A 6,770-nucleotide genomic window follows, 5' to 3' on the forward strand; every position below is an offset into this window, starting at 1 on the left:
TTTATTACATACCTTAGGAACATGATGATATTTATCTTTTGCATTGACAGTTTGTCAAATTAAGCGCAACACTTCTTTGGAAAAGACCTCGTATGCAGTTTTCCAATCCAAACACTTTCTTGGTCGATTGTTGATTCTAGAAAGTGCGTGATCTAATTCTGTCTTGTTGATCATTCCGAAGTTTTCCCTTTGGGAAGAACTAACGGAGAAGACCATTGGCATTCTCGTTGCTACCACGTTGCCATGAAGAATAGGGATCTGCGAAGTACATCGAGATACTAAGAGAGTCCTGTATCCATTCGTGACAGCTGAACTCCTTACCGCGATCCGTCGTCATGGTTTGAAAAGTTCCCGATGGGAAAGAAGAATAAAGAGTTCGGATGGCATGTTCCAGCGAGTGAGAAGAACGATTGATCATCGGTAGTACGATATAGAACCGACTTTTACGTTCGATGAATGTCGCGACACATGCCTTTGTCTGCTCTCGTCCTGATACGACAGTATCCAACTCCCAGTGTCCGACGGACATTTACTGATCGGAAGCCCGATGTTGAAGTGACCTCGTGTTTCACATGGCTTTTGGCGCTTTCCTTTTTGTCGTAAAACGCCTAAACCGCTTTTGATGAATCCTTTATATATCCATCGATAGATTGCACTGTACGATGGTCCCTGTTCGTGAAAGAGCCGTCCAGCGCTCTGTTCGGGAGACCATTGTATCTCGCAGTTTCGAAAGGATACGTGAGCCAAACGAAACGTTTAACAGCGTGAGTGCTCCACAATTCTTTTTTTCATCTCATAACGCCGCCCGGTGTTGATTGCATTGTAGGAAGGATTCCGTTTTAGTTCACGTGAAATCGTAGACAGCTGTCGTCCGAGATGCTGAGCGATTTTTCGCATTGAAAATCCAAGCTCTAGGTAAGTTTCTATTTTGACTCTTTCTGATATGGTAAGATAAATATAACTCTTAACGAATCCTCCGTTGAATTTCGTGTGGTAACTATGTTCTACACGAGGTCGTTATGGGTTTTTTTGCGTTTTCAGCTAGGTAATGTACTTAATATTACAATTCGTCGATTGTAAATAATGTCTAACTATGTATCCTCGCAAATAAAATTGTTATTTCGTTAAAAATTTGTTAATCATAAATCAATTAAGTTCATCTCTCTAATTAAATAAATGTTTATAAAATTAATAAATGTAATAAATTACAAAAAAATATTAATTGAATAAACATAAAGTGTAAAATATGTAATTTAAGAACATTTTTATTGCTAAATTCAAGAAATTTAATTCCATTTATTTATTTTTATGGTATAAATGTATGTGTTAAATAAATAAATGGGGGATTGACACATGTTAAAAAAAATAACAATGGTAATTCTTGCACTTGCACTCTTTATTACTACAGTGGCACCTGAACGCTTTGTAGTAGCTGAAACGAAAAATACAGAAGATGCTGGTATGTTGCAAGCTGATGATTTAAAAAAGGTAAAGTTAAAAAAAGTAGAAAATTTAGATGAATTTTTAGAAATGAGTAATGTTTCAAAAGATGAAATTTTAAAAAATAACTACATTATTAAATCTGAAGATGTAGGATTCATTAACGCAAAAAATAATGAAACTGGAATGTACTACAACTTCTACCTTAAAGGAAATAAAATTTTGTACTATAGTACTCAGCAATCAAAAGATAATGGTAACGCAGTCTTTAAATTATATGATCAGTTTAATAGTTTATCTATGACATCTGAAATTACAAAAACAGGAGAATTTGTTTCGGAAAAAATCTCTGACGGTTTTGCTAATGGAATTCAATCAGTATCGATTAGTAAATCTGCATATGCTTGGGCATGTGTGTTCTCGAGCTATATGGCTTGTATAGGTGTTGCTTTAGCAGCAGGGGCAGCAGGGACACTCGTTAGTGGACCATTCGGAACAGCAGCAGGGTTCGCAGGTGGAGCAGCATGCCGTTACTTATTTAAAACTGCTATCAATAAATATGGAAGTAAAAAGAAAGCTTGCCAAATTTTAACTAAGTAAAATTCTCGTCATTTTAATAAGCTTTAGAACTTGGATTGCATTACAAGTTCTAAAAGCTTATTTTTTTTAGTAGTGAGCTATTAGCTATTATTATGAAATTAGAGTTTTAAATTTATCTTGTGAGATGAGGTATTATGAGAAAAATTATATATACATCAACTATACTCTTAACCATATTGTTAATCTTTTATCTAATTTACGAGACCAAAGATGTTAACAAAACTCAAGTTAGAAGTGAAAGTGACGCTGAAAACTTTTTAAAAGAATATTTAATAAAAAATAGCTATCCAAATGGTAGCGAGAAGTTTAAGGTTCTAAAAAAAGAAACAGATGATTTAGGAATTACTCACTACACGCTACGCCAAAAAGTACATAAGGTATTCTCTGAAGATATTGAAATTAAAATTCATACAAACAAACAAGGAAAAATTTTGCTAACCAACGGAAATATCAAGAGTATAAAAAATGAAAAAATGAAAATTGAAAATGAGGTCAAAATATCTTCTGAAATTGCTGCTAACAACGCAATTTCATTTATTGGACTTCAAGATGTAAAACTTAACAACGGTAACAATAAAATATTTAGAAGCAAGAATTTAGTCATACAAAATAATAGATATGTATATAAAATGGATATCAATACTATGAAGCCTTTATTAGGGCATTGGGAAGTAAATGTAGATGCTGAAACTGGTGAAGTTTTAAACAAAGATCAAATTGATAGAGTGAGAGTAAAAGGAAGCGATGTTAACGAAATAAAAAAGACGGTAGAGATTAAGGATTCTAAATCAAAAGATCAGAATATTTATTGCTATGAGAACCATAAAAGGGGATGCTTGAATATTTCGAAAAACGAAAAGAATCAAGTCCTCAAAAATATCAATTCTACTGTTCGTTATTTCAAAGATACTTTTAATAGAGACTCTTTTGACGATAATAATGGTAAAGTGGTCTCGATTATTAATGTTAATCTGTTTAACGGAAAATCAATGAAAAATAATGCTGGTTGGATTGGTGATAAATTTATATTCGGTTTAAGTGATGGAAAAATTTTTAATGATTTGTATAAAGCGAAAGATATTATTGCGCACGAGTTTACGCACGCATTAACACAATATACTGCTGCTTTAGAATATGAAGATGAAAGTGGTGCATTAAATGAGAGTTTTTCTGACGTATTTGCCTATTTTATTGATCATGAAAATTGGCTGATTGGTGAAGATATATTCTTTTTAAAAGGAAAAGAAAATGCGTTAAGAAGTTTGTCAGACCCAGAAAAATACGGACAACCGTCTCAATACAAAGATTATATTTATATAGATAGCGACAATGGTGGGATTCATATTAATTCAGGTATCCCAAATAAAGTCGCATATAGAACAATAAAAAAGATTGGTATTGAAAAATCTCAACATATTTACTATAGAGCACTCACTCTATACCTCTCGAAGCATTCTGACTTTAAAGACGCAAAAATTTCTTTAGTTCAAGCTTCTCAAGATTTATATGGAAGTAAGATAGCTAATGAAGTAAAAAAAGCTTGGGAGCAAACTGGAATTAAATAGTCAAATATAATTGACATATCATCTTTAGTCAAATATAATTGACATAAGGTTCGAGTGTTTAACAAATATATTGTCCATATGAGGAGGATAGAAAATGAACAGAGTACGTGAATATAGACAAATTGTTGGGGTATCGCAAAAAGATTTAGCTGATCAGGTAGATGTTTCACGGCAGACTATTAATATGATAGAAAATGATAAGTACAATCCCAGTCTAAAGTTATGCATCCAGTTGGCTACAGTGTTAAAAACAGATTTAAATTCACTATTTTGGGAGGAATCATTAAAATGAATAGAAAACTTCAAAGAGATGAGAGAGAAGAACAAAATTACAATTTAGCATTGTCAAAGACATTGAAGTATATATTTATTGCTATTTGTATTTTAATGTTAGGTAGTGTATTTTTCGATTTGATTAATTCAACTGTTTCAATTGTATCTGTTGTTTTATTAGCTTTGTTTTTAGTAATATCGTTAGTCTTATTATTTAATATATACAGTCATAATGCGCAAAAAATTGTTACTAAAAACGATGAAGAGTACACTACCTATTTAAATAGACTGAAATTGCTATTACTTATTCAAGCTATCGTGTTTGGCGTGCTTTTCTACACATTATTTAATGTTATACCTCGATATATAAATCAAAAAAATATAAGCTTTAATTTAATTGATTTATCTTCAGACTTAGTGTTTATGTTGTTTATTGCTTTATTAATGTACTTTGTTGAGAAAAAAAGAGTGATAAAAGATTAAAAATTTACTTATTATGATTGCTAATAAGTAATAAATGTTTTTGAACCAAATTAAATAAAAATGAGATGAATGTCCGGTAGTTGGATCGGGATTCATCTCTTTTTTTGTAGGTCGAAATGTAATATTAAGTGTAGTACCTAGTGGAGAACGAAAAAAACAGTAACGATCTCATCTCAATATAGATACTATACAAAATTTAAAGCAAGATTCTTTATGAAGAATCTTTCAGATTGTAGACAAATGTGTAATGCAGAATAGGAGTGGTTCTTACGCAATGTTAGTGAACGTTAACACGTGTACTCCCGATTAAACATAATCGTTTTCTTACAATATTAACGCTTCATTAAACGCTTCGGATCTGGATTACGACAGAGCACTCGGATACGGAGTAGATCGAAGTTCGCACGCCCATACATGAGGCGTTTAATCATTTTCAATCGATTAACATTACCTTCCACGTAGCCATTGTTTTCTTCGTACTGACAGGCTGCCAAAATGACTGGAAGGTCTTTCTTGAGGCGTCGTACAAAACGGGCGAGTCTCGAATGCGCCATGACTTTCGGGTTCATAATCAATCGGAGCAGCTCCTCACTATCTCGCACACGTATGGCTTCTCGGAATCCTTGGATGAAACAGAATGGGATTGAAAGATCCGGATATTCGCGCAGCAAATCCGAAACATCTGCGATGTCTTTTTCATTCTTTTTCGGCCATTGCCAAAGTAGTCGACAAGCATCTTTACGAGAAAAAAAGAGCGGATTTTCTAGAAGCAACCCCCTACGAATATCTCGAGCCCGATAACGGATAGCCCCGTAAGATCCTTTATACCCTAGACCTCTGAGCAGTCGTTCGATTTCCTTCAATGTCAAGTGGCTCGTGACGTACTCTCTTAAATGGTCCATATAGCGATCAATTGAGTGGGAACGTTTCGGTCGCAGTAACGAGGGTTGATAATTAAACTCACTATACTTCTTGACAGTTCGCCAATTCAGGTGAAGAGAACGAGCGATTGCACTCAGGGACATGCCCTTTTGATACATGGCTTGAACAGAAGAGACAAGTATTTGACGATTATAGTCGATAGGCAAGAAGTCTGTGGTAGAGGGCGGAAGTTCCTCTACCACAGACTGTTTCTTAGGGATAGGTAAGCGACTAGGTAGCACACGACTACAAACGGTAACGAGTAACTCCCACAGATTGTGAATCAGGTGGAAACGATCACTCACTACTGTGACGCCTTTTTTCTGAAGTGTTTCCTGATAACTAGGGAATCTGTCTGAAGAAGCTCGGATAGGCTTTTCGATGAGTCGATCCATCTATGCGATCAGCTCATCGGGATTCCGTGAACGAAATAATTCGATTGGACGATGGGTCTGTGCACTGCAGATGATTGTTCCATAACGACGCCCTTTTTTGAAGGCGAAGTCGTCAATCCCGATGATATCTGGCTGTTCCGAAGGAACAGGGACGCGTCTCAAAATCTTGAGAAGTGTATCGTGACTGATCCTTATACCGATTGTCGGACAAACACGTGCTGCTTCCTTAGCATTCATGGCGAGCATCAATGTCGTCAATACATGATTAGTCCGATTGGTCCGTCTAGAATAAGGTACTGCCCACTCGAGGCGTTCAGTAAAAATGATGCGTTCACAATTCGGGTTATCACAAAACCATTTCGGAACTCGAAGCGTGAGTCGGATACAATGCTGTATTCTGAACAGGTCACCAATCCTTCTCCAAGTGAAACCATGCCTTCTGTCACAACGTGCACCGCAGTCCGGACAGTGGCTAGTGGATGAAACAAGATGCGCCATAAGGCGTGTTTCGTGATCAGTCTTCTCCATCATCATTGCGAATACGCGGATCGAGTTCTTCGATGTCGTACATAGGAATCAGTCCTTTTTAACTCTATTCCCATAGTATTGAAAACATTACCTCACTAACATTGCGTAAGAACCATAGGAGTGCAGACTTGTGCGACGGAAACGTACACAGTTCTGCACTCCTTTTGCGAAAAAAGAAAAGGACTTGCCAGCACCCACAAATTCATCCTAACGTTTAAGTTGCGAAACAAGAACGTTAAGGAGATGAAAGGAATGCTAACAATGTCCGAAATCAATTGTATCAAATTTTTAAGGAACCATAAATCCTATTCCATCAATAAAATCGCGAAAGATCTTAACCTGAACTGGCGAACTGCTAAAAAATATGCCGATGAGTCTTTTCTACCAAAAGAAAGTCCTTCTTCCAAGCGAGGCATGATGTATGGCACCCGTTGGGGCGTGTATAAGGGAAGACGGGTAAAATGCCTTGTTTGAGAAGATGATGGGCGATTGGAACAGTCTTATAGGCAGAGTCAGCGACGACTGCGAATGGTTGTCCGAAATGGTGCGTGACAGTTTGAAGAAG

7 protein-coding genes and 1 pseudogene are annotated in these 6,770 nt (G+C 35.9%); 4 read left to right on the forward strand and 4 right to left on the reverse strand.

Annotation, left to right across the window (positions count from 1 at the left end):
• Positions 1-54 precede the first annotated feature (54 nt).
• Positions 55-957 (reverse strand): annotated as a pseudogene (locus tag ASG02_RS13650) (IS30 family transposase).
• Between the two features lie 396 nt (positions 958-1,353).
• Here ASG02_RS13650 and ASG02_RS13655 point away from each other — a divergent pair.
• From ASG02_RS13655 to ASG02_RS13670, 4 genes are all read left to right on the forward strand, one after another.
• Positions 1,354-2,040 carry a hypothetical protein gene (locus tag ASG02_RS13655; RefSeq protein WP_235514045.1) on the forward strand — a complete coding sequence of 229 codons (687 nt, stop codon included), beginning with the start codon at positions 1,354-1,356 and terminating at the stop codon, positions 2,038-2,040.
• A gap of 134 nt (positions 2,041-2,174) precedes the next feature.
• On the forward strand, positions 2,175-3,605 hold the full coding sequence (locus ASG02_RS13660) for a M4 family metallopeptidase (RefSeq protein ID WP_056064335.1): 1,431 nt from the start codon (positions 2,175-2,177) through the stop codon (positions 3,603-3,605).
• Between the two features lie 94 nt (positions 3,606-3,699).
• The gene (locus tag ASG02_RS13665; protein ID WP_056064337.1) at positions 3,700-3,897 is read left to right on the forward strand and encodes a helix-turn-helix transcriptional regulator; all 198 of its coding nucleotides are present in this window, start codon (positions 3,700-3,702) and stop codon (positions 3,895-3,897) included.
• The gene (locus ASG02_RS13670; RefSeq protein ID WP_056064340.1) at positions 3,894-4,361 is read left to right on the forward strand and encodes a hypothetical protein; all 468 of its coding nucleotides are present in this window, start codon (positions 3,894-3,896) and stop codon (positions 4,359-4,361) included. Before ASG02_RS13665 ends, ASG02_RS13670 begins: the two co-directional genes overlap by 4 nt.
• Before the next feature lie 332 nt (positions 4,362-4,693).
• On the opposite strand, the gene ASG02_RS13675 is transcribed toward ASG02_RS13670, so the two are convergent.
• From ASG02_RS13675 to ASG02_RS15860, 3 genes are all read right to left on the reverse strand, one after another.
• A complete protein-coding gene (locus tag ASG02_RS13675; RefSeq protein ID WP_056064343.1) occupies positions 4,694-5,677 on the reverse strand; it encodes a transposase in 984 nt (327 codons plus the stop codon).
• Complete coding sequence (locus ASG02_RS13680; RefSeq protein WP_056064346.1) at positions 5,678-5,935, reverse strand: hypothetical protein; 258 nt, start codon at positions 5,933-5,935, stop codon at positions 5,678-5,680. It abuts the gene before it with no gap.
• Positions 5,936-6,560: 625 nt separating this feature from the next.
• Positions 6,561-6,770 (reverse strand): hypothetical protein (locus ASG02_RS15860; protein WP_235514046.1); only part of this gene is annotated, 210 nt, incomplete at its 5' end.

Source organism: Exiguobacterium sp. Leaf196, assembly GCF_001423965.1.
In the GTDB taxonomy this organism is placed as follows: domain Bacteria; phylum Bacillota; class Bacilli; order Exiguobacteriales; family Exiguobacteriaceae; genus Exiguobacterium_A.